This is a genomic window from Algoriphagus sp. NF (assembly GCF_028823735.1).
Lineage (GTDB): Bacteria > Bacteroidota > Bacteroidia > Cytophagales > Cyclobacteriaceae > Algoriphagus > Algoriphagus marincola.
Genome location: NZ_JAPEIB010000019.1, coordinates 43,870 through 65,538 on the forward strand (window position 1 = coordinate 43,870; position 21,669 = coordinate 65,538).

General features: G+C 43.0%; 15 protein-coding genes. 5 read left to right on the forward strand and 10 right to left on the reverse strand.

The genetic code is table 11. From position 1 onward, the window contains the following. The first annotated feature begins 52 nt into the window (after positions 1 to 52). Positions 53 to 1,366: a gluconate:H+ symporter gene (locus OU792_RS10670; protein WP_134199641.1), complete on the forward strand. Its 1,314-nt coding sequence runs from the start codon at positions 53 to 55 to the stop codon at positions 1,364 to 1,366. A 91-nt stretch (positions 1,367 to 1,457) separates the two neighbouring features. After that, positions 1,458 to 1,925 (forward strand): RidA family protein, encoded by a 468-nt coding sequence (locus OU792_RS10675; RefSeq protein ID WP_134199639.1) that lies wholly within the window; start codon positions 1,458 to 1,460, stop codon positions 1,923 to 1,925. Position 1,926: 1 nt separating this feature from the next. On the opposite strand, the gene OU792_RS10680 is transcribed toward OU792_RS10675, so the two are convergent. The 7 genes from OU792_RS10680 to OU792_RS10710 all read right to left on the reverse strand — a co-directional run bounded on the left by OU792_RS10680 (position 1,927) and on the right by OU792_RS10710 (position 14,317). Continuing rightward, on the reverse strand, positions 1,927 to 3,321 hold the full coding sequence (locus OU792_RS10680) for a transglycosylase SLT domain-containing protein (RefSeq protein WP_274670157.1): 1,395 nt from the start codon (positions 3,319 to 3,321) through the stop codon (positions 1,927 to 1,929). 104 nt (positions 3,322 to 3,425) lie between these two features. Next, entirely contained in the window at positions 3,426 to 4,763 is a 1,338-nt protein-coding gene (locus tag OU792_RS10685; protein ID WP_274670158.1) for a TolC family protein, read from the reverse strand. Further along, the gene (locus tag OU792_RS10690) at positions 4,763 to 7,825 is read right to left on the reverse strand and encodes an efflux RND transporter permease subunit (RefSeq protein ID WP_274670159.1); all 3,063 of its coding nucleotides are present in this window, start codon (positions 7,823 to 7,825) and stop codon (positions 4,763 to 4,765) included. Before OU792_RS10690 ends, OU792_RS10685 begins: the two co-directional genes overlap by 1 nt. Position 7,826: 1 nt before the next feature. Next, positions 7,827 to 8,909, reverse strand: a complete 1,083-nt coding sequence (locus OU792_RS10695) for an efflux RND transporter periplasmic adaptor subunit (protein ID WP_274670160.1) — start codon at positions 8,907 to 8,909, stop codon at positions 7,827 to 7,829. A gap of 24 nt (positions 8,910 to 8,933) precedes the next feature. Continuing rightward, positions 8,934 to 9,716 carry an alpha/beta fold hydrolase gene (locus tag OU792_RS10700; protein ID WP_134199630.1) on the reverse strand — a complete coding sequence of 261 codons (783 nt, stop codon included), beginning with the start codon at positions 9,714 to 9,716 and terminating at the stop codon, positions 8,934 to 8,936. 179 nt (positions 9,717 to 9,895) lie between these two features. Further along, positions 9,896 to 10,963 carry a DUF481 domain-containing protein gene (locus tag OU792_RS10705; RefSeq protein ID WP_134199628.1) on the reverse strand — a complete coding sequence of 356 codons (1,068 nt, stop codon included), beginning with the start codon at positions 10,961 to 10,963 and terminating at the stop codon, positions 9,896 to 9,898. A gap of 84 nt (positions 10,964 to 11,047) precedes the next feature. Continuing rightward, a complete protein-coding gene (locus tag OU792_RS10710) occupies positions 11,048 to 14,317 on the reverse strand; it encodes a TonB-dependent receptor (RefSeq protein WP_134199626.1) in 3,270 nt (1,089 codons plus the stop codon). A 331-nt stretch (positions 14,318 to 14,648) separates the two neighbouring features. On the opposite strand from OU792_RS10710, the gene OU792_RS10715 reads away from it, so the two are divergent. Continuing rightward, the gene (locus OU792_RS10715; RefSeq protein ID WP_100629206.1) at positions 14,649 to 15,338 is read left to right on the forward strand and encodes a lysoplasmalogenase; all 690 of its coding nucleotides are present in this window, start codon (positions 14,649 to 14,651) and stop codon (positions 15,336 to 15,338) included. Positions 15,339 to 15,342: 4 nt separating this feature from the next. Here OU792_RS10715 and aspS read toward each other — a convergent pair whose 3' ends face one another. Next, positions 15,343 to 17,097: an aspartate--tRNA ligase gene (gene aspS / locus OU792_RS10720; RefSeq protein ID WP_274670161.1), complete on the reverse strand. Its 1,755-nt coding sequence runs from the start codon at positions 17,095 to 17,097 to the stop codon at positions 15,343 to 15,345. A 236-nt stretch (positions 17,098 to 17,333) separates the two neighbouring features. On the opposite strand from aspS, the gene OU792_RS10725 reads away from it, so the two are divergent. Together OU792_RS10725 and OU792_RS10730 are read left to right on the forward strand one after the other, a co-directional pair. Beyond that, positions 17,334 to 18,650: a peptidoglycan DD-metalloendopeptidase family protein gene (locus tag OU792_RS10725; RefSeq protein ID WP_274670162.1), complete on the forward strand. Its 1,317-nt coding sequence runs from the start codon at positions 17,334 to 17,336 to the stop codon at positions 18,648 to 18,650. A gap of 96 nt (positions 18,651 to 18,746) precedes the next feature. Then, positions 18,747 to 19,166: a DUF2059 domain-containing protein gene (locus tag OU792_RS10730; protein ID WP_051260912.1), complete on the forward strand. Its 420-nt coding sequence runs from the start codon at positions 18,747 to 18,749 to the stop codon at positions 19,164 to 19,166. Positions 19,167 to 19,357: 191 nt separating this feature from the next. On the opposite strand, the gene OU792_RS10735 is transcribed toward OU792_RS10730, so the two are convergent. Together OU792_RS10735 and OU792_RS10740 are read right to left on the reverse strand one after the other, a co-directional pair. Then, positions 19,358 to 19,951: a gluconate 2-dehydrogenase subunit 3 family protein gene (locus OU792_RS10735; RefSeq protein WP_134199621.1), complete on the reverse strand. Its 594-nt coding sequence runs from the start codon at positions 19,949 to 19,951 to the stop codon at positions 19,358 to 19,360. 3 nt (positions 19,952 to 19,954) lie between these two features. Continuing rightward, the gene (locus tag OU792_RS10740; RefSeq protein WP_274670163.1) at positions 19,955 to 21,661 is read right to left on the reverse strand and encodes a GMC oxidoreductase; all 1,707 of its coding nucleotides are present in this window, start codon (positions 21,659 to 21,661) and stop codon (positions 19,955 to 19,957) included. Between the last annotated feature and the right edge of the window lie 8 nt (positions 21,662 to 21,669).

The following is a 21,669-nucleotide window of genomic DNA, read 5'->3' on the forward strand; positions in this document are numbered from 1 at the left end:
TTTTCAAAAAATAGATATTTCCTATCTTGAAATTCCAACCTAGCAAAAACCTATGACCATCCTTCTCGTCCTGATCAGTATTGCCTTATTGGTGATTTTGATCGTTTGGGCCAAGCTCAATCCATTTTTAGCCTTTCTGATCTCATCCATAGTAGCAGGCTTTTTTTTGGGCCTCCCTGCCGATCAGATTGCAGGTTCGGTACAAAAAGGAATGGGAGGTCTGCTTGGGGATTTGGTCGTGGTCATCGTGATGGGAGCTATGTTAGGGAAATTAGTGGCCGAGAGCGGCGCTGCACAGCGGATAGCGGGCTTTTTGATGAAACTATTTGGCAAAAACCGCATCACTTGGGCCATGTCACTCACAGGCCTCATTGTTGGAATTCCCCTTTTCTACAATGTAGGCTTTGTCCTTTTAGTGCCTCTGGCCTTCACAGTTGCCTATCAATATCGCTTATCCGCCGTGTATGTGGGTATTCCACTTTTAGCAGCCTTATCAGTGACCCATGGATTTCTACCTCCTCATCCATCTCCTGCAGCCCTTGTCGCACAGTTTGATGCCAATATGGGTTTAACCTTGCTCTACGGCTTGTTGATCACCATTCCTACAGTAGCATTGGCAGGGCCTGTTTTTGCTAAAAGCCTGAAAAATATCCAAGCCAAGCCCTTGGAAACTTTCCAAGCGGAGGTCCGGGAGGAAAGCGAATTACCTGGAATAGCCAATAGCTTGATTACCGCACTTTTGCCTGTTTTTCTACTGATTGCAACTACTGTCATTAGCTTGGGACTTCCAGAAAGCAGTCCTTTAAGACCTCTATTCGGCTTTTTGGGTGACCCCGGAGTGGTGATGCTTGTATCAGTGCTCTATGCTACTTACTCGCTAGGCATTCGAAGAAAAACCTCTATGAAAAAACTCATGGACAGCTACACTCAGGCCACCAAAGATATTGCCATGATTTTGCTGATTGTAGCTGGAGCAGGAGCATTGAAGCAGATATTTACCGACTCAGGAGTGAGTCAGGAAATAGCGGATGGCCTCAAAGACTGGCCCATCCACCCACTGATTCTTGCCTGGACTATCACTGCAATTATTCGCGTTTGCGTGGGTTCTGCTACCGTAGCCGGTCTGACCACCGCAGGAATTATCGCTCCCATTATCCATACAATGAACGTAGACCCAAACTTATTGGTCCTTTCCATTGGAGCAGGAAGCTTGATGTTTTCTCATTTCAATGATGCGGGATTCTGGATGTATAAGGAATTTTTCAATCTAAGTATCAAAGACACGATCAAAACCTGGTCCTTGATGGAAACATTGGTTGCCATCATTGGACTGATTGGCGTATTGATTTTAGACTTTTTTATCTAGGGCTGAAAGAGATCATTGGTCAATGCTCGATTAGTTAGATTATATCAAGTATCTACACTAAATTAAACTTGGATTTAAACACCTATAAAAAATGAACTCTCCAGAATCAAACTTTAAAAAACTAGGCCTTGAACTCCCTCCTGCACCAAAACCTCTTGGTGTATATAAACCATTCCTAATCGATGGAAAATACCTACACCTTTCCGGACATGGCACGGTCAAATCCGATGGAACTTTAATTATCGGCAGAGTGGGCGAAGACTTGGATACCGAGCAGGGAAAACTAGCAGCAAGACAAGTTGGTCTAGCTATGCTTGCCACAATCAAAGCTAATTTGGGAAGCTTGGACCGGGTAAAGCGTGTGATCAAAGTTTTGGGCATGGTCAACTGCGTACCGCACTTTGAAAGGCACCCTTATATCATCAATGGATGTAGTGAGCTTTTCGCAGAAATATGGGGAGAAGATAATGGAATTGGGGTTCGTTCTGCAGTGGGAATGGGCTCGCTGCCGGATAATATCCCGGTTGAAATTGAGGCCCTGTTTGAGCTAAAAGAGTAAGTTAAGGCTCGACCAAAGCCTTATAGGATTCAAATACGCTTAGGATATCCCGTACATAGTTTACAGCTAGATGCCCCTTGGCAAAGCCACTTCGTACTAAAGGATCTAAGTAATATTCTGGATCGCTCTTGAGGGCTAGGTATTCTGCTACCTCTTCCCATGTTTGGGTATTGGCTCCGTATTTCAAGGCTAGTCTCCAAGCATCTTCTACGTGTCCATGACCAATATTATAGCTGGCTAGAATAAACTTGATTCGCTCATTGACTTCGGGTACCCGCTCCAACCAAAACTTATCCAAATACCTCAGGTATCGAACTCCTCCTCTAAGAGATTCGATCGGATCATTTGGATTTTCTACCCCAAATCGCTCCAAGGTAACCGGCATCAGCTGAAGTAAGCCTTGGGCTCCAGCGTAAGAAGTGGCTGCCGTATCAAAGCGAGACTCTCTGTATACCAAAGAAGCCAATAGTCTCCAATCCCAACCCAATTCCCTGGCGCCTTCTTTGATCAGATCATCAAAAACCGAAATACGATTGCCTGCCAAAGATGAAAAGGGACTCGTAGAACGGTAATAACTATTCTTGGAATTCAAGAAATATTTGGAATAGAGGATAGGAATCAACTTTTTTTCATTTTCCTCGATCCAAGTATTCACAACTTGAAGGAGCTGAGGAGAGTTTTTCCGAACAAGCCAGCCCACCTCTTTGGCCTCAGATATCTTCCAGGAGATATTCAGTCCATCGAAATAGGTTGCATTTGCTCTCGCAATATTTTGATCGGCTACCGTCCACCGAATTTCCTCCGAAACCACTTTCTCGATCAGTGTTTCCTCGTGAAGCTTAGATTCTTCAATGGTAAAATTCACATTCAAGGAATCTTTGATCCTACAAAGCTGTGACTTGTAGATTGTTCCTTTTCTGACATAGATGGTATCCCCCTCCAAATCTTCCCAACTCTGAATACGAGGCGAATTGGTTGACCCAACCAAGACGGTGTTGATGGTGCCAAGAGGTTTCGAAAAATTTCCTTTCTGAAACCTCAAAGAATCAAACTCAAGATTCATGGCAATCAAATCCACTCCTCCGGAATTCAACTGATCAAATGCTTCATCGATTTCCGTGAGCACCTTGATTTCAAGACCCAGCTCCAATTCTTCGGTAAGGTCACGAAGCATCTCATACTCGTACCCCATCATTCTACCTCGGTAGATGTAGTATCCCGTCGAATTATTATCAACAGCAACCCGTAAAGTTCCTCGATTTTTGATCCCCTTGAGATCTAGAAAATAAGATGGCTCATCTTCAGGGGAGAGAAAATACTTTTCTAAAAAGGTGCACTGAACCCCAAATAAGCTAAGAATTAGAAAGGTACTAATGATTCGAAAGGCTTTGTACATACACGAGAGATCAACTCTCAGTTGGTTCGAAAAGCCTGATAGTCAAATGGTATGCCAAAATACAATTTGGTCATCTTCACGCGGATACCGATGAAGTTTAAAAATCAGTTCAGAGGCAATTGATCAGAGCTGTTTTCAAAATAAATTTTCCCTGATAGACGCATGAGTTCTATTTCCTGCTCTTTGATATTGTAAATGGAAGTGATCAGTCTATTTTCTGCTGTCAACAAATTGACCTGAGCATCCCGAAACTCCAGATACGAGGCTATACCCAATCGAAACCGCTCCAATGCTATCTCGCTACTTTCCTTGGCCACGGCATAGTTACGCTGCTCGATTTCCAGAAGCTCCCGATTGTTCATATAGGTATTAAATGCCCGGTAGAGGTCTGATTTCAGCTGAATCTCGAATTGATCCACCGTGTAATTCTGAATTCGTTGCTGCACCTTGGCATTTTGAATCCGACGGTTGAGTGCAAATCCAGAAAAGAGATTGAAGGAAATATTGCCTCCGTAATTAAAACCGGATCGTTGGTTTTGAATCAAAAAACCAGCAACGGAATTAAAAGTATTGTCTGCATAGCTTGCATTCAAGTTGATCGCAGGCAGTCTTGCGACCTGAAGCTCTCGAAGCTGTAGGAAGGCTACGTTTTCCTGCCGCTGGGTGATCAGCCACTGCTTATTTTGAAGCAAGGCATTTTCTTCCAAATCCAGCAATCTCAATTCATCACCCACCGTGATCGTGTCATTGACGAAAAATTTAACACCGGGCTCAAGAGCCATCAGTTCATTGAGATTAATCCGAGCAGCTTCGATTACCTGGGATTGACTTTTCAATAGGCTCAAATCCGTGTTATAATCGACTTCTGCAGTCAGAAAATCTCTTTTTCCTGCACCACCCAATTCATATTGGGCTTGCGCAATATCCAATCTTGCCTGACTGAGTTCGAGCGTGCGCTCCAAAACTTCATAACGCTGAAGCTCCAAAACCAATCGATAATAGGCTGTAGAAATCGCTGCTACGGTATTTTCAACCGCAACTTTTGCATCCAATTCAGAAATCTCAGCGAGTTGGCCAAGCCGCTTGATCGCAACAACTGCCTCGGGACGAAACCCATAAATTGCAGCCATTGTAAAATTTTCTGATTGAGTTCTTGCCCCTAGAATTTCTATGGGCGTTTCAGGATCATTCCGAAAGGTTTGAACCACATCTTCATTAGCATAGCTTCGAGTATAAATCGCATCCACCACCGGAAAGAAAGCAGACCAACCCAGACCAATTTCACCCTGTCGAAGACTGATCGTCTCCACGGCAATTTTGACCTGAAAATTATTCTCCAATCCTTGCTGAATGGCTTTTTCCAAATCCAGCGGTTCTTGGTCTTGTGCTAGTAAAGGCTGTGTCATCAGGCCTAAAATCAGGCCTATCAAAATTTTCTTCATCAGGTTCTTGCGAGTCTTGCTTCTTTAGAAGTCAGATATGTATAAATAGCTGGAATGACGAACAATGTCAAAATAGTGGCGAAAGTAAGTCCTCCGATTACGGCTGCGCCCATCGGTACCCTACTTTCTGCACCGGCTCCCAGTCCAAGAGCAATAGGGAGAATACCCAAAATAGTCGAAAGTGAGGTCATCAAGATCGGCCGGAAACGAGCGACTGCTGCTCCATAAATTGCCTCATTCACAGACATGCCCTGTGCTTTTCGCTGATTGGCAAATTCCACAATCAGAATTCCGTTTTTGGTCACCAAACCAATAAGCATGATAATTCCGATCTGAGAGAAAATATTCAGTGTAAAGCCAAAAGACCATAAAGTCAAGAGCGCTCCAAATAATGCCAAAGGCACTGTAAACATGATAATCAGCGGATCTTTGAAGCTTTCAAACTGAGCAGAAAGAACCAAATAGATCAAGACCAATGCAAACAGGAACGCAAAGATCAAACTATTAGAACTCTCCCGGAATTCCTTTGAAGGTCCAGAAACATCGGTCGAAAAGCTATCATCCAGCACTTCATCTGCTACACGGTCCATTTCTTCAAGTCCCTGACCGATGGTGTAGCCATCGGCTAAGTTTGCAGAGACGGTGGCTGATACAAATCGATTAAAACGGTAAAGCTGAGGTGGAGTACTTGTTTCAACAACCCTCACCAAATTATCCAACTGAACCAACTCCCCATTTTCAGCCCGGACATAGAGCATTCTTAGATTCAATGGCTCATTTCTATCCTCAAGCTGCATCTCTCCTACTACCTGATACTGCTTACCATTCATGATGAAATAGGCAAAGCGCTGTCCTGAGTATGATAATTGCAAGGTCCGGGCTATCTCTTGAACTGAGACACCAATATTTCGAGCTTTTTCACGATCGATTTCGATCTCAAGCTCCGGCTTAGTAAACTTCAAATTGATATCAGAGAAGATAAAGGCAGGACTTTGACCAACTTTTTCCATGAAGGGAGGGATGACCTCCTTCAACTTTTCAAGAGTTGGTGCCTGAAGCACATACTGAATAGGCAAGCCTCCTCGACGGTTACCAATTGCTTGAGGCTGGGAAGCAAATGCTCTGACAGCTGTATATCCAGCAAGCTTTTGATTGACTGCCGAGAAAATTTCCTGCTGCGATCGGGTCCTGTTTTCAGCATCAGTCAAGATCAATCGCCCAAAACCCGAATTGGTACTAGCCGTACCAAAGCCCGGTGAAGTTACAGAGATGATCCCAGCCAGTTCTTCTTCTGGGATGGTCGCTTTGAAATCAGCAACCATCTCATCGATCACGCGATCCATGTAGCCGAAGGTAGCACCTTCTGGACCCGACATATTAATTCGGATTTCACCTCTATCTTCTGTTGGCGTAAGTTCTGAAGGGATTTCGTTGAACATCCAATAAATCCCAAATCCCATTACTCCAATCAAAAGAAATGCAATCCACCTCACCTTGAAAAATTGACTCAATAAGGCATCGTATCCATCGTTAAGCCATACGAAAATTGGTTCTGTCTTATTGTAAAACCAATTATGCTTTTCTCGACGCTTCAGCAATTTTGAGCTCAACATCGGGGTCATAGTCAAGGCCACAAAAGATGAAATGATTACGGCTCCTGCTACTACAATTCCGAATTCTCTAAATAGCCTTCCGGTCGTTCCGGTTAGGAAAATCACTGGCAAGAATACCGCTGCGAGTGCAACTGTGGTCGCAATTACCGCAAAGAAGATTTCTTCAGCGCCCTTGGCTGCTGCATCTTGTGGTTTTTCGCCCTTCTCTATTCGGGCGTAGATATTCTCCAGCACTACAATCGCATCATCCACTACCAATCCAATTGACAGTACAATCCCCAACAAAGTCAAAACATTGATGGAAAAATCTAGCAAGTACATGATAAAGAACACCCCAATCAATGAGATAGGAATAGTCAGTACCGGGATAAAAGTAGTTCTCCAGTCTCTTAAGAACAGGAAGATGATTGCAACCACCAGGATGAAGGCAGTGATGATGGTTTCCTGTACCTCAGAAATCGAATCTCTGATGTACTGCGTAGAATCAAAACCAATCTGCAAACCTACATCTGCCGGCAAGTCTTTTTTGATAAATTCAAGTCGTCTGTAAAACTCATCGACGATTTCAATATTGTTAGATCCTGGCAATGGAACCAATACTACACCAACCATCGGAACTCCGTCCCGCTTGAGTACAGTTCGCTCATTGAGAGCCGCCAATTCCGCCTTTCCTACATCCTGAAAACGAACAATATTATTCTTATCCTCTTTGATGATCAGTTGATTGAATTCCTGTGGCGTGGAAAGTCTACTTTTTGTTCGGACAGACAGTTCAATGGTTTCTCCTTCTATTCGTCCTGATGGTAATTCTACGTTTTCAGACTGTACTTTCTGCAAAACATCAAGTGGAGTGATTCCATAAGACGCCATTTTCAAAGGGTCCATACGTAGCCTAATGGCATACTCTTTTTCACCCCAGATTTGAACTCTACTGACTCCAGGAATGGTCTGAAGTCTTTCTTTGAAAATATTATCAGCAATATCCGAAAGCTCCAATAGGGTCCGCTCGTCACTTTTGACATTCAAAAATACAATGGGTTGAGAGTCGGCATCAGCCTTGGATACTACCGGAGGCTCTGCATCTGGAGGAAGGTTGCGCTGTGCCCCTGCGACTTTATCTCGCACGTCATTGGCAGCAGCTTCCAAATCCGCTCCCACGTCAAACTCAACAGTAATGCTACTGGAACCATCGTTACTGGTCGAAGTCAGAGATTTGATCCCCTGAATACCATTAATGGCCTCTTCTAGCGGTTCAGTGATTTGTGCTTCAATCACGTCGGCATTGGCACCCACATAATTTGTACGCACACTAATTACAGGCGGATCAACACTGGGAAACTCCCGGATACCTAGAAGTGAAATCCCAATAGAACCAAAAAGTAGGATGATCAGGGACATCACGATGGCCAAAACCGGCCTATTAATACTGAGATTGGATAAGCTAGCCATCTTAGTTGATTTGTGTGTATTCTACAGGCATTCCTTGTCGCGCTTGAAGGACTCCCGTGGCAAGGACGAGATCTCCCTCTTCCAGACCACTGACTATTTGTACTTGAGTATCTGTCCGGGTGCCGATTTCGACTACTCGCTCTTGAGCTTTATTTTCAGCATCCACCACATATACCTTATAACCTTGCAACTCCGGAATCACGGATTCTGCAGGTACCATCAATGCATCTTCTGTCTCTCCTAGGATAAAGCGAATTCGCACATACATTCCTGGGAGAAATAAATTATCCTTATTAGGGCTTTGAGCCCTTAGTTTCATCGTTCGGGTAGCCGCATCAATCTGAGGCTCGAATGCGTAAACAGTTCCTTCAAATTCTTTTTCGGAAGATTCATTGGTGAAGTAAATCGGAGCCCCTACTTCAACCTGATTGCTGTATCGCTCAGGGATGGAGAAATCAATCTTTATCGGGTCAATATTCACAATATTTGTGATGACATCAGCCGTTCCAATCACGCTTCCTTCAGATACTTCCCTAAGGCCAAGAATTCCATCAAATGGCGCTCGAATGATTCGCTTTGCAAGTTGGGCTTCGACCAGTTTGATATCAGAAATTGTTGTATTGAACTGGTTAAGAGCGATATCATATTCTTCCTGGCTGATCGCTTCTCTTTCTAAAAGTTGTTTTTGACGATTCTCTTGAGTTTCATAAAGCTTTTGAGTGTATTGAAGGCGTTGATATTGAGCCTGCAACTCATCATCATCCAAGTAAAGAAGTGGCGTACCCTTTTTTACATATTGTCCTTCTTTGAAGGCTATTCTAGTGACCAAGCCGGACACTTCAGGACGAATGCTTACCGATTCATTGGCTAGAATGCTACCTGTCACCTGAAGCTGACTGGTGAGGGTCTCTCTTTGAAGCTTAACCACCTTCACAGGTAGGGCAGAAGGCTGTCCAGGACCTGCTCCCGCAGACGCTACAGAAGTGTCGTTTGACTTTCTGAGGTCAAGTCTTGGGTACAAAATTGCTGCGGCCACTACTAGAAGAATGACTACAAAAAGGATGATTTTTGTCTGCTTGTTCATACAGAAAAGTACTGGATTTGATTATTAGTTTATACTCTTAAGGAAAGCCATTGAATACTGATTAAATTCTGCAGGGCGCTCCACATTTACGACATGCCCGCAAGTTTGAAGAATCTTAAGACTGGCATTTTTATGTTCTTTGACGATTTTTTTCACAGGTTCCAAAAACATGATATCCTGATCTCCCATCACATATAAGGTTGGGATTTTTATTTCTACCTCTTTGAAATATCGAAGTAGCGGATTGATATCTGCGGTCAATTTGAACCATCGGATAAATTCCTTCTGACAAAGCTTTTTCGCCTCCCGGATAAATAAATTCCGGGATTCAGTGTGCTGCTTCCTAGGAAGAATCACGTACGCAAACAAACTGTAAAGCCACATGTAAGGAATTACCTTTTTGAATGTATTTCCTAAGAATACCAAAACTCTTGATTTCGCATTGAGCCTAGTCACGGCACCTGCTAAAACCAATGATTTGACTCTTTCGGGCTCCATTTCTGCCAACTGTCTTGCCAAAATAGTACCTAGTGATACCCCCATGAAATGTGCAGGAGGCATTTTCAAATGATCCAAAACTTCAATAACATCCTGCGTAACATCTTCAAAGGTGTACTCCTTCTGATATATGGCCTGCGGCAAGTTGGTAGACTTCCCATGTCCTCTCAGGTCAATGAGCAATAGATTAAACTCTTCCCGAAAATCCTTGATCTGCTTATACCAGACCACCGAAGAGCCTCCGGCCCCATGGATAAAGACCACCCATTCGTCAGATTTGGGATTCGGATATCTTTTGTAGTGCAACATGAAGGCTAAACTCGGATAGACCTAGCTTGGTTCAATTACACAAAAGTATCCACAATCAACTAGAATAAATTGCGAAAAACATACTGAAGGCAGATGGCTTCGACCAAAGGAAAAAATCAAGGATGTTTATTGATTCGAATTGAAACAATAACTCAGAAAAGGTCAATTGATTCAGGAAATCACAAACTCCAACCTACTGTAGTCTGGATAATGTAATCGAGGGTAGTTGCTGATTCTACAGGCTGATTATCAAAGTTGAGAGTAGTTCCTAGGTTGATATAAAAATCCGACAAGAATTCATATTTGATATCCAGCTTAAAATCCGCCCTGAATCGACCTTTTTCAGTTAAGCTAGGGTAAGTGGTAAGATTACTTAGCAATTTCAGGTCCCCAATATCATAAAGACTTACTTCCGCCCCTAAAAAGGACTCACCGGACCTCTTTCCAGGACTATCGTCCAAAAATTGTTCATTGTTTAAGTTGGCCCCAACCTGAAAACCAAAATAAGACTTATTCGTCCTGACCACATATTTACCAATTCCGATTTTATTACCGACTCGGGAAGCTATCAACTGCTCTGTATTCGATAGATAGGTCAAATCATAAATTAAAAAATAGTCTTTTTGGAGAAAGTACACATAGGAGATATTCCCATCGGACCTTCTTACAGGCTCAATTTCATCTTGAGTGGAACGGAGACCATTAAATGATGATCCAAATTTCCATCGATCAGCCAAATAACCCAAACCACTTCGGAGATTGACAGTCCGTAGATTATTGGCTCTTGTAAGACTCCACCCAAAATCTATACTTGCAGAAAGTCTGCTCCAAAAACCTTCATCCAGGGCGTTTAAATAAACTATGTCATAAATGGGGACAATGATTGATTCTGAGCCTTCAGTATCTTTTGAAATCTGTTTCTTCTTTAGCCTAATAAGCGATTCCGGATCATAAAAGGTGATCTTAACTTCATTATCTGATACACTCCTTATTTTTCCATTAAATCTCCTTCCATCCACTAAGCTTATCAAAAAGTTGGTCTTGGATTGGATTTTTACAATTTCCTCCCATTCAGCCTTAAAATCGCTGTCAGAGTAATCCGTCTCTATGATGATTACTCCACGGTCCATACTTTTTATCTCTCCAATGATGAGATTTGTATTCTTAAAAACCAGCGAATCCGTTTGAGCATTTGCCAAATTAATTGATGCCAAAAAGAAAAAAATCAACAAAGGTAAGTGCCTCATTTTTCGAAAGTTTTGATCCTTATATGCTGCAAAATAAAAAAAGGCACCTCGAAAAGGTGCCTTTTTTCATAAAATCTGTAAGAATTAATTGAATATGTATCGAATACCAACTTGCATTCTCCAAGTATCACCCAATGAAGTGGTAGTACGGAAAGTCTCAGTTGGGAAGTCAGAAGTTCCTGGAACTGTATTCAATCTGTAAACTGGCTCACCAGCTTCGTTGATACCTCTATAGTTCAATAGGTTGTTTTGGAAAGCAAACTTCTGGATGCCCCACTCAGAGTTGAACATGTTACCGATGTTCAATATATCGATAGATAATTGCAATCTGTTTTTCTTGTCATTAGTGAATACCAAATCCTGAGTGAATCGAAGATCGAATCTGTTAACAAATGGTCTCAATGCACCATTTCTTTCAGCAACAGAACCTCTGTTAGCACTTAGGTACTCATCCTGGTTGATATATGCATCAAGCAAAGTAGCCTGCTCAGCTGCAGTCACCGTTCTACCTCCTAGCGTGAATTCTTGGAAGTTCAACTCGTTTGCAGAGTTAGGAATATACATCAATCGGTTAGATGCGTCCCCAAAGTTTCCAGAGTAAGTATAAGAGAATCGGCCTGCATCAGCACCTTCATAGAACAAGGTGATGGTAGAAGTTTCTGTCTGATAAGATAGAGTACCGATCACACGGTTTGGAACATCGAATCCTGCAAAGCTCAACTCAGGGTTGTTTCTGTCAGACTGAACAGTCGCTGGCCACAAAGAGATCGCTTGAGAACCTCCCGCTGCATCCAGATCTTGAGATCTTGATCTGGTGTAGGCAACCATAGCAGAGAAACCATTTTCAAACTCCTTCTGCAACTGAGCAGTGATAGAGTAGTAGTTAGCATTTCTTCTTGCATTGGTCAAGTAGAACACGTTTCGGAAATCAGAATCATTGGAATAGTTAGTGCCATTCCAGAAAGGACGCTGATCTGGTCCGTTAAGTGTACCATCAGGAGTACGAACTACTGGGTTGTAAGCAATCGGAGTAGTTACGTCTCTGGAGTAGATGAATTCAGCAGTACCGATGATTCCGAAAGGAAGCACTTGATCGATTGCCAAGTTGGTTCTCCAAACTTGAGGAAGCTTGAAGTCACGGTCTGTCAAGTTCAATTCGTTAGAAAGAGACTGTCCAGGATTCTCAGGATTTCCGAAAGTTACATCCGGATTGAATACGTAGTTAGGTCCGAAAGCCTCAGCTACTTCATCACCTTCATATCCAAGTCCACCTCGAACCACACCTGAACCATTTACTTGGTTAGAAAGCCATACAAATGGAATACGACCTGAGAAGATACCTGTACCACCACGTACTTGAGTAGTTCTGTCACCTTTTGCATCCCAGTTGAAACCAACACGTGGAGACCAAAGAGGATTTACTTTAGGGAATGTACTTACATCAGGAGTGATTGTTCCATCAGGAGTTTCAAAGGTCTTATTCAAGTTATCCAACAATTGGTTTCTTGGAATATCGATAGGGTAGAATGGGAAGTCTACACGAAGACCACCAGTCACTTTCAATTTAGAGGTTACCTGATATTCGTCCTGTACATAGATACCAAACTGTCCAAATCGAGTCTGATCGGTTGGAGGAGTAGTAGATCCGTCTAGGGCAAAGCTCTTTGCGAAAGCATCTGGATATGCTCCAGGAGTTCTGTTGATAACTGATTCAACGAATGAATCATAGCTATTGAATCGGTAAAAACCGTTGAATACAGGGTTGAACGCGTTGTCAAAGGTCATGTATTCAAAGTTAGCTCCAAATGTATAGGTATGCTTTCCTTTGTATAGGGAGAAGTTGTTGGTTACGTTGAAGATGTTGTTTTCCAACAAGTTACCTACAGTAAACAATTCATTACCTACAGAGGTGTAATAAAGCAAGTTACCTGAAGCATCTGGCTCCAAAATCTCGATGAATGGGAAAGCCTGTCCACCTGGGATACCACGCTTAGGATCTGTGATTGATGTGAAACCAATGTTGAATTGGTTTGACATGTTAGCTCCGATTCTGGAGTTCAATTCAGCTACCCAAGACTGTACATTTCTGTCGTTGGTGTAGTTGGTATTACGGAAGTTCATCGCTTCAATACCTGTTCTAGAAGTATTTCTATATCGAGTAGAGATGAAACGGATAGAGTTTCCGTTGGTACGCACGTCTGTGAAAGCCGTGTAGTTGTTGTATCTCACTGACAATTTGTGATTGTCATTGATGTTGAAGTCCAATCTTGCATTGAAACGCTCCTGCTCAGAGGCAAAAGGATAGTTTTCGTAAGGACCAGTTTCGTAGTCATAAAGCGAACGCAACTGATTGCTGATGAAGTCAAGATCAGAAGCAGGAACTCTGGAAACTGTCAAACCATCAGGCTCTAAACCTGGACGGGCAGCTACTTTTGTGTAACTTGGTACAGCTTCAGTTTCTGTTTCGTAAGAAACGAAGAAGAACAATTTGTTCTTAATGATTGGACCACCTAAACGGAAACCTACGATTTCGTTTTTAGAGTCATCTACTGGCAATCTTGTCTCACCTACTTTATCACCGATCATTTGATCGTTTCTCAAGTAGTAATAAGCAGATCCAGAAAATTCGTTTGTACCTGACTTAGTAATAGCATTTACAGATGCTCCGGTAAATCCTGCCAAACGCACATCGTAAGGAGCCAAGTTAACTTGTACTTCTTCGATCGCATCTAGGGAGATTGGGTTGGATCCGGCAAACTGACCTGATCCAAGACCGAAGTTGTTATTGTAGATGTTACCGTCAATGGTGTAGTTATTGAATCGGCTAGAAGTACCTGCAAATGAAGTTCCGTTAGACTGAGGAGTCAAACGTGTAAAGTCATTGATGTTACGGTTGATCGTTGGAAGAGAGTTGATTTTATCTCCTGTCAAGTTCAAAGCTGCACCGGTTTTATCAGCATTCATGATCGCATCTTGGGAGGCGATTACTTCGATTGCTTCCAATTCCAATCCATCAGAAAGAGATGCATTCAGGGTATAAGTCTGACCTAGACCCAAAACGATACCTTCGAATAGACGATCTTCGAATCCCACAAAGGTGATTCGTACTGTGTAAGGTCCACCTACACGCATGTTTGGAAGTACAAATCGACCTTCCAAGTTACTCACTGCCCCGTAACGGGTACCGGATGGCTCGTGTGTCGCGACTATGTTGGCACCTGGAAGTGGTTCGCCTGATACTTCAGTCACCACCCCTTGGATGTTACCTGTCGTCACACCTTGTGACATTGCCCATGTGCTGCTGAATACCAGCAAAAGAACAGTCACTAAGTTTTTGAGTAAATTTTGCCTCATGTTTTTTTGGTTTAGTAAAAGTTGGTTTTATCAATTACAGCGCAAAGGTAATTTTGACATACTTCTTTGCGGGGTACTCTGTGTTAATTTTTACTGCGCAAATTTAGCATTTATTAACATTTTCTTAACATTGGGTCAGAATAAATATTCGCTAAATCATCAAATTTTATCGGTTTTTAATTTTTTATTCTGATTAATTCCATTTTTTAAAATTTTATTTTTATTTGATGGAAATTAGTCAAATAATATTTCTCTGTAATCGCCTTAACTGATGTAAGACTTATTTTCTATTTTCACCTCTTCAAATCCTGACATTAAATCCTCACCTAGCTTGAAAAACAAAAACATACTCTGGCTTTACCTCTTTTTGTTCGCATCGATGGCAGACTTTGCGCTGATTATCAAAGGCCTTGATGAGGCACGAATTTATTCCAAACCATTGATAGTCACAAGTTTGATCATCTATTTTTACTTAATCACAAAGCCAATTTCTTGGACATTGCTTTCTAAAGCCATGATGGGAGCACTGATATTTTCACTTATTGGAGATGTCCTGCTACTATGGGAAAATTTGTTCATTTACGGATTAGGGGCCTTCCTTTTGGCTCAGGTTTGTTACATCATCGCCTTTAAGATTTCACAGCGAAACCCAAACCGGATTTTTAATGTGAATTTCATCCGAACGTTCTTTTTCAACCTGCCCATTTACATTGCTGCAGCTTTTGTCTATTTCCTGATTCACAATAATCTTGGTCCGCTAAAAATCCCCGTTGTCATCTACATTATCATCATCGTGAGTATGGTGACTACCGCTCGAGAACGATTTAAAAGAGTAAACCCCGACTCATTTTGGCAGGTATTTGTCGGGGCTTGTTTTTTCTTTGTCTCAGATGGCATGATCGCTATCAACAAATTCTATTTTGAATTTCCCGAAGCTGGAATCATGATCATGGGTACTTATGTGATTGCTCAATTACTCATAGTCATGGGAATCCGATCCTACATCCTCAGACCTGAATAAAGACCTATTTCTTCAAGGCAAGCTGAATAGAAAGTTCTTGCAGCTGCTCATCGGCAATGGTACTTGGCGAGTCAATCATCACATCTCTTCCTGAATTGTTTTTCGGGAAGGCAATGTAATCCCGGATGGAATCAGAGCCTCCGAAGATGGCGCAAAGACGATCAAAACCGAAGGCGATGCCACCATGAGGAGGTGCTCCATACTCGAAAGCCTCCATCAAAAATCCAAATTGCTTTTGAGCTTCCTCATCGCTAAAGCCTAAATGCTTGAACATCAATTGCTGAGTGGCTCGGTCATGAATTCGAATAGAACCTCCACCGATTTCCACTCCATTTATTACCAAATCGTATGCATTGGCACGCACTTCTCCTGGATTGGAATCCAAAAGCGGGATATCCTCTTGCTTGGGAGAGGTGAATGGATGGTGCATGGCATGGTATCGCTCTGTCTCCTCATCCCATTCTAGTAGAGGAAAATCTACAACCCAAAGAGGCTTGAAGACTGTTCTGTCACGAAGACCCAAATCTTCTCCCATTTTTAATCTAAGCTCAGAAAGCTGCTTTCTCACCACTTTCGTATCTCCACTTAGAATGAGCATCAAGTCGCCGGGCTCCGCACCAAAAGCGTCTGCCCATGCCGTCAAGTCCTCTTGTCCGTAAAATTTATCCACAGTCGACTTCAACGATCCATCTGTGTTATACTTGACATATACCATGCCTTTAGCTCCAATCTGCGGTCTTTTCACCCATTCGGTCAAGGCATCCAATTGCTTGCGGGTGTATTCTGCAGCTCCCTTGGCACATATACCTACTACCAACTCAGCCTGATCGAAGATTCCAAAGCCTTTGCCTTTTGCAAGGTCATTCAATTCCACAAATCGCATATCGAAGCGAAGGTCCGGCTTATCATTTCCATAAAATCGCATAGCATCGGCAAAGGTCATTCTTCCGACCTCCTCCAATTCTATTCCCTTTACCTCTTTGAACAAGTGTCTGGTAAGCCCTTCGAACATGGAAAGTACGTCCTCTTGTGTCACGAAAGACATTTCACAGTCGATCTGAGTAAACTCAGGCTGTCGATCTGCCCGAAGATCCTCGTCACGGAAACACTTGACTATTTGGAAATACCGGTCAAAACCCGAAACCATCAAAAGCTGTTTAAAAGTTTGGGGAGATTGCGGCAAAGCATAAAATTCCCCCGGATTCACTCGGCTCGGTACGACAAAGTCTCTTGCACCCTCTGGAGTTGATTTGATTAGGACGGGTGTTTCTACTTCGATAAACTGCGCTGCATCCATGTATTTCCGAGTCTCCTGCATCATGCGATGACGCAATTGGAGCTTTTGTCTGATTACATTCCGGCGCAAATCCAGGTATCGGTATTTCATCCGAAGATCGTCACCTCCATCAGTTTCATCCTCGATCAAAAATGGTGGAAGTTTAGCTGGATTCAAGACCTCGAGTTCCGCTACCTTCACCTCAATACTACCTGTTGGGATTTTATCATTTTTAGATGTCCGCTCGATCACGGTACCTTTTGCCTGAATGACAAATTCCCGGCCCAGGGATCCGGCTTTATCAAGCAGTTCTTTGGCAGTGGAACCTTCCTCCAAAATCAACTGCGTCAATCCATAGCGGTCCCGAAGGTCCACCCAAATCAAGCCTCCCTTATTTCTTACTCGCTGAACCCAGCCTGCAAGAGTGACTTGAGTATTGACATGGTCTAGGCGAAGTTCGCCGCAGTTGTGACTTCTATACATAGCAAAATTTGGTTTTGGACGCCAAAGATAAAAAATTGTGCTTTCGCCTATCATCTATTTGATGAGAATAAGGACCAATACTGAAAGATTTCGAGAGATTTGCCTTAAATAGCTGAAGGATTTGAAAAATTTAGCAAAACTATCCTTAGAAGGAATAGTTTTTGTTAAAAGACTTGGAGAAAATACATCATTTGTTTTCCTTCGGATAGCATTCTATTCACCCCAAATTTCCCCTCATGAACAATAAATGGCTCGGACTTCTCGGACTTGCAATAATTTTTGCAGCTTTCTATTACTTTTCAGACCGATCCAATACAGATATCGATAAAAGCCTCGACGATCAAATCTCAGAAACAGACAGCTTAGCCGTCGATCCAAATGCTAAATTTCTCTACGGAATAGATGTCACCGGACTCAATATTATAGAGGGAACAGTAGCCAGAAATCAAACACTTGGTAGTATTCTTTCCCCATTTGAAGTTCCCTATCAGATCATCGATGAGCTAGCTAAAAAATCCAAAGAAATTTTTGATGTAAGAAACATCGCTTTCAATAAGAATTTTAAACTGATCACTGCTGAAGATTCCACTTCAGTAAAGCCACGTTATTTTATCTACGAACCCAATGCTGCCGAATATGTAGTCTTTGACCTGGACAGTTTGGAAATCTACAAAAAGGAAAAGCCGGCGGAAATCCGTACCCGTGAGATTGGCGGGGTGATCCAAACTTCGCTTTATGTGGATATGATCGAAAAAGGTGTCGGCCCAGACCTGATCGACTTATTCGCAGATTTATACGGATGGTCTGTTGATTTTCAGCGTTTGCAGAAAGGAGATAAATTCAAGGTCGTTTTTGATGAAAAATTTGTAGAAGATCAATCCGTCGGGGTAATAGGCATTCAAACAGCTTATTTCGAGCACATGGGCGAACCTTATCATGCAATTCCTTTTGAGCAAAATGGGGAAATGAACTTCTTTGATCAGGAGGGCAACAGCTTGAAAAAGGCCTTTCTTCGCGATCCCTTGAAATATTCCCGAATAAGCTCTCGATACAATCTTCGACGATTCCATCCGGTGCAAAAACGCTACAAACCACACCTAGGCACAGACTATGCAGCGCCTCGAGGCACAGAAATTCGAACTGTAGGCGATGGTACGGTAGTCGAAGCGGGCTATAGCAGAGGAAATGGCAATTATGTCAAAATCAAACATAATGGCACCTACTCTACTCAGTACCTCCACATGTCCAAAATTGGTAAAGGCATCAAAAAAGGGACTAGAGTTCGCCAAGGCCAGGTGATCGGATATGTGGGAAGCACAGGTTTGGCAACAGGCCCGCATCTTTGTTTCCGTTTTTGGAAGCATGGAAAGCAAGTAGATTGGCTTCGCGAAAAAATCCCACCATCTGAACCGATTTTGGCAGAGAATAAGGATGCCTTTGAGCTGGTGAAAAGAGATGCTATTCAGGTTTTGGCTGCAATTTCTGTGGAAGAAGAACCAGAGAGACCTTTAGCATCAAACCAAAAGATTCAGACGGGAGTAGCTGGGGAATAGGGATTTAAAAAAAACTCAAACTTATTTTTTAGAAATTAAAAGTTTTTCGGTAAATAGCCGGACAAAACACTACTATATCTTTTAAATTCTTCATTTATGAAAAAAATTATCTTTTCAATCGCCCTCTTTTGTTTGATCCTTCCAAACATCTCAAAGGCTCAATCCGATGAAACTGTCAGCCGTTTGATGGAAGCCATGCAAATCGGAGAGTCCATGAGTGGAATGGTGGACATGATGAAGCAAAACCCGGCATTTTCCGCTTCAGTGCCTGCGGAGTTTTGGGATGAATTCAAAGCAGAAATCACTTCTGATGCGCTGATTGCTGAAGTTGGGGAAGTTTACAAAAAATACTACACTGAGGAAGAAATGCTTCAGCTGATTGAGTTTTACTCCTCTCCTATCGGAAAGAAAACTTTGGAAATCAATCCTCAACTCTCAGGAGAAACCATGCAGATCGGTCAGCGCTACGCGATGCAGATTGTTCAAAGACTGATGGAAAAATCAGGTATTGAATAATTAGAAAATCTGATTATCAGCAATCATGCCTTTCCCTTATTTTCTTTGCTTAACTGGTTGGAAGACCGAAGTCCGAAGCTTCCGGATTCTGATCCATTCAGCAGACAATAAGCCGACTTTTTGTCAATACTGGTAAGAAAGCGAATATCCATAATAGAAAAACTAAGCCGGGCAAAACCCGGCTTTGATTTTTATAAACTCCAAGTGTTTCCTATTTCAGAAAGTGGCATACAGCCCCGGTATTCTCCAGGAATTGGATCATAACTGAGGACATTTTTTCCGATTTCTTCCGAACTGAAATAGGCCCAAAGTACGGTGGATTTCAGACCTCTGTAGAACCCGACTGGCTCCCGAGGGCCTACATCTCCTCCCCATACTTTTTTGGCAAATTTTGGAGAATTAGCCTCCTGCTCCTTGAAGCAGGCTGCTTTTTCCTCTTCAGAAAGCTCAGCAAATACTTTTCCGTACTTTTCTTTGCAATCTGAATTGAATTTTTCAATATCAGCCACTACTTGCTTCTGCCCTTCCTCGTCGTAGGTTTTAGCATACATCAGGTCGATGAAAACATCTGCCTTCACATCCAAACCTCCCGGAGTTTCGGTTTTGGGCAAAAGGAAATCCACGAAAGAGGACAAAAACCTCGCATGGTCTTCGGATAGAAACTGAGGAGTCCAGGTCAATCGATCCTGCTGCGCACAGGACTGTAACAAGCTCAGTAAAGTAGGAGCTCCAGCAGCTGCTCCCAGTGCCAGAGCGGATTTTTTAAGTGCGTCGCGTCTGTTCATGGCTTAGAGGTTGAGTTTTTTGAGTTCGGATACGGCATGATTAGCAGCTCGGGCGGTGAGTGCCATGTAGGTCAAGGAAGGATTGACACAGGAGGAAGAGGTCATGCATGCCCCGTCGGTGACAAATACATTTTCACATCCATACACTTGATTGTTCCCATTCAAAACGGAGGTTTTTGGATCTCTACCCATTCGGGCAGTTCCCATTTCATGGATTCCAAAGCCCATCTCATGTTTATTGTCAAATTCCATGACATCTTTCAGCCCGGCTCGCTCCAGCATTTCCTTGGCATCCTGCCTCGCCTGATCATTGAGTGCAAGTTCATTGGCTTTCCATTCCGCATCGATCGAGAGCGTGGGTTGACCCCATTTATCCAACACATCTTTATTTAAGTAAACCTGATTTTCATGGTAAGGAAGGCATTCGGAAAAACCGGTGATGAAAAACTCCCAAGGTCCGGGCTTCATCAGTCCGTCTTTGAAATCTCCTCCAAAAGCCTCCTGATTGCTTCCTGCTCCCCATCCGGCTCTGCCGCCTCCGCCTTGGAAACCAAAGCCACGGACAAATTTATCCGACTGAGGTCCATCTTTGAGGTTGACATAGCGCGGAATATAGATTCCGTTTGGTCTGCGACCTTTGTAATATTGATCTTCAAAACCTTCAACAGTTCCCATCGCACCGACTCGATAAGTATGATCCATCAAGTTGTGTCCGAGTTCTCCGCTGTCATTTCCCAAACCATTTGGGAATCGGCTGGAAGTAGAATTCATTAAAATCTGGGTGGTACTCAGCGTAGATGCGTTTACAAAAATAATTTTGGCTTTGTACACAATCTCTTCGCTGGTTTCGGCGTCGATAATACGCACCCCAGAGGCCTTCCCTTTTTGTTCATCATAGACCACAGACTGTACGATAGAAAAAGGCCGGATGGTTAGGTTACCAGTCGCATTGGCAGCAGGTAGCGTCACCGCATTGGAACTGAAATATGCTCCATAAGGGCATCCCCGATCGCATCGGTTTCGAAATTGACACTTGCCCCTCCCATTCAAAGGCTCGGTCAGATGAGCTACCCTTCCGATGATCATGTTTCGCCCTTTAAAATCCTTCTCGATACGCTCCTTGACGTGTTTTTCCACACAATTCAGTTCCATAGGAGGCAAAAAATGAGAATCCGGTAACTGGGGCAAACCTATAGCTTCCCCACTGATTCCAGCGAATTTCTCCACGTAGGTGTACCAAGGCTCAATATCCTTGTATCGAATCGGCCAATCCACCCCATGCCCATCTTTAACATTCGCTTCAAAATCGAGGTCTGACCAGCGGTAGGTTTGCTTTCCCCAAAGCAGGGATCGACCACCCATTTGATGAGCCCTCACCCACATAAACGGCTTGACTTCCGTGTAGGGATTTTCCAGATCATTGGCATGAAAATGCTCATTGAAAGCTCCGATAAAACCTGAACGCCCGCCTTTCAGGTGTTTGGCTTTTTGCTCAGGTGTAAGTCCTCCTCGGAGTTCATGCTCCCAAGGATCCAGCGTCATGGTAGGATAATCCACCACATGCTCTACAATACGTCCCCGCTCGAGGACAAGGGTTTTGAGTCCGGCTTCGCAAAGTTCCTTTGCTGCCCAGCCTCCACTAATTCCCGAACCGATGACAATGGCGTCGTAGGTTAGGTTTTTGTCGGCATCGATATTAAAATTGGCCATAATAATAG

What these genes read in the sequence shown, in the direction of transcription:
- OU792_RS10670 (WP_134199641.1), top strand. Translation starts at nt 53, where the DNA reads ATGACCATCCTTCTCGTCCTGATCAGTATTGCCTTATTGGTGATTTTG.
- OU792_RS10675 (WP_134199639.1), top strand. Translation starts at nt 1,458, where the DNA reads ATGAACTCTCCAGAATCAAACTTTAAAAAACTAGGCCTTGAACTCCCT.
- OU792_RS10680 (WP_274670157.1), bottom strand. Translation starts at nt 3,321, where the DNA reads ATGTACAAAGCCTTTCGAATCATTAGTACCTTTCTAATTCTTAGCTTA.
- OU792_RS10685 (WP_274670158.1), bottom strand. Translation starts at nt 4,763, where the DNA reads ATGAAGAAAATTTTGATAGGCCTGATTTTAGGCCTGATGACACAGCCT.
- OU792_RS10690 (WP_274670159.1), bottom strand. Translation starts at nt 7,825, where the DNA reads ATGGCTAGCTTATCCAATCTCAGTATTAATAGGCCGGTTTTGGCCATC.
- OU792_RS10695 (WP_274670160.1), bottom strand. Translation starts at nt 8,909, where the DNA reads ATGAACAAGCAGACAAAAATCATCCTTTTTGTAGTCATTCTTCTAGTA.
- OU792_RS10700 (WP_134199630.1), bottom strand. Translation starts at nt 9,716, where the DNA reads ATGTTGCACTACAAAAGATATCCGAATCCCAAATCTGACGAATGGGTG.
- OU792_RS10705 (WP_134199628.1), bottom strand. Translation starts at nt 10,963, where the DNA reads ATGAGGCACTTACCTTTGTTGATTTTTTTCTTTTTGGCATCAATTAAT.
- OU792_RS10710 (WP_134199626.1), bottom strand. Translation starts at nt 14,317, where the DNA reads ATGAGGCAAAATTTACTCAAAAACTTAGTGACTGTTCTTTTGCTGGTA.
- aspS (WP_274670161.1), bottom strand. Translation starts at nt 17,097, where the DNA reads ATGTATAGAAGTCACAACTGCGGCGAACTTCGCCTAGACCATGTCAAT.
- OU792_RS10725 (WP_274670162.1), top strand. Translation starts at nt 17,334, where the DNA reads ATGAACAATAAATGGCTCGGACTTCTCGGACTTGCAATAATTTTTGCA.
- OU792_RS10730 (WP_051260912.1), top strand. Translation starts at nt 18,747, where the DNA reads ATGAAAAAAATTATCTTTTCAATCGCCCTCTTTTGTTTGATCCTTCCA.
- OU792_RS10735 (WP_134199621.1), bottom strand. Translation starts at nt 19,951, where the DNA reads ATGAACAGACGCGACGCACTTAAAAAATCCGCTCTGGCACTGGGAGCA.
- OU792_RS10740 (WP_274670163.1), bottom strand. Translation starts at nt 21,661, where the DNA reads ATGGCCAATTTTAATATCGATGCCGACAAAAACCTAACCTACGACGCC.